At 45.6% G+C, this 1,688-nt stretch carries 1 protein-coding gene and 1 pseudogene; both read right to left on the reverse strand.

Annotation, left to right across the window (positions count from 1 at the left end; all coding sequences use genetic code 11):
* Positions 1-954: pseudogene (locus AC1MDJ_RS07695) on the reverse strand (MuF-C-terminal domain-containing protein); the annotation flags it as partial.
* Between the two features lie 439 nt (positions 955-1,393).
* Positions 1,394-1,510 carry a helix-turn-helix domain-containing protein gene (locus AC1MDJ_RS07700; protein WP_479690338.1) on the reverse strand — a complete coding sequence of 39 codons (117 nt, stop codon included), beginning with the start codon at positions 1,508-1,510 and terminating at the stop codon, positions 1,394-1,396.
* Positions 1,511-1,688: the final 178 nt, after the last annotated feature.

The raw sequence follows: 1,688 nt of genomic DNA on the forward strand, positions 1-1,688 counted from the left end.
ACTACCTCGCCCGTTTTCGGTCGCTGTCAACATAACGGCTGCAGAAAGTATCTCGTCCGTTTCTGTCGCCATTGTATCAACCTTCTCACGTGCGGAACGTTCTAGCTCTTTGTCTAGGTAGTCTTGCACTGCCTTGCGGTCGTTGGGGTCTAGATTTAATAGCGATTTCTGATGTAGTTCACCCTCGTTTAATATCTTGTTCTTGCTGGCGTGATGTCTTTCTAGTGCGTCCATATAGCCCTGATTGCGAAGTATGCGCCGACCTGTGAAGTAGTCCACAAACGAATACTTGTCGCTTAAATCGTTGACTTTGTCGCCAACCTTATCAAGCGCACCATAGACCTTATCGCCTACCTTGCTATTGGCTATTTTGTGAAGTGCCTTGCCACCTAACGTAACGCCTGCACCGCCGAGCGCACCAAGTATGACGTCCTCTAGGTCTTTTGTGCCGTCGTTGTTTATGTCGGCGTCAGAACCAAGCCCAGCACCTATCGCAGTGCGAGCTAACGTTGCACCAACCTGTGAGTGAACTGGACGACTAGCAACATTTATATTTTTTGTGTTGACTTCTTTGGTAGCGGGTGATACACTAGCTTTAGCACTGGTGGACTTCACGTCTTGGGGTTTGAGTGAATGGTTAATTTCAGTCACCATACCACTAGAGCCAACGGGCAATTGTAGCCCCGACAGCCTTAGACCAGTGGTATATTTTTTATCAAAATACAATAACGGATTTACACCCCTAGCATTGGCGTCCTTGAAAGTATCTTCAATAAATTTGAGTGCCTTATTTCTGCCATAGGTGCTTTTAACGATAATATTACCGCCGTCCTGTGCCACATCAAGAGCCGCTATGAATGGCTTGCCGTCCTTACCAGCGAACTTAAACATCATTACTATTGCGTTCTTGTCGGTCATAGAGGGCATTATCGCCAAAGGTTCATTTATATGTTTAGGTAAGTCCTTACAAAGCCTTGTCTATCCCCTTGAATAATACGCCGTTTCTTTCGGGAATGTCTGCCAATATGTCGGTGGCGCGAGAAACAGGCGAACCCGCACCTGCGATTTTAATAGTATAGGGGGCTTAAAGCCCCCCTTAATCAAAGCAAATGCAGGCGTGTTTTGTAGCTCCGCAAACGCTTGCCTCTCGGCTCGTTGCTCGTGAAGCTCACTAGCAAAATCACGCTTTCGCTATTTTGCTGTTCGTTTTAAGTGCGACTTGCGAAGCTCGGAGCACGTCAAAATATGCCTGTTTTTGCATTCAAAGTTTTATGCTGCTTTAACTACATACATTTTGCCGTCAAACGCAATTTCTAGTCCTGACTCTTCGTATAGTTTTTTTTCGTAGGCTAGCACGCTTTCGCGTGGGAATCGCAAGGTTTTTTCGTTTGGTTTAATGCCCGACTATCTCGCCGTTGTCAGCCCAGCGATAGACTGTTCTGCGGCTCACGTTGAAGTATTCCGCCACCTCGTCAGGACGCAAATAACGCTTATCTGGTAGTGTTTGCATTTTTTTACTCCCATCCATGTTCTATTTGAACTTCGGAAGCTGCCTCCAGTGCTGTCATTAAATCCATTGCTCCAAGTGTCTTAAAGACTTCGCCGTTTGCTAAATCTATTTTTATTATAACCTCGTCATATACCTCATACCTAAATGGTCATTGCCATTTGAGTATGAGGTATATGAC

The organism is Candidatus Termitispirillum reticulitermitis, assembly GCF_054655775.1.

Bases quoted from the DNA above. Each gene is read 5' to 3' on its own strand.
- AC1MDJ_RS07700 (WP_479690338.1), bottom strand. From the start codon at position 1,510: ATGCAAACACTACCAGATAAGCGTTATTTGCGTCCTGACGAGGTGGCG.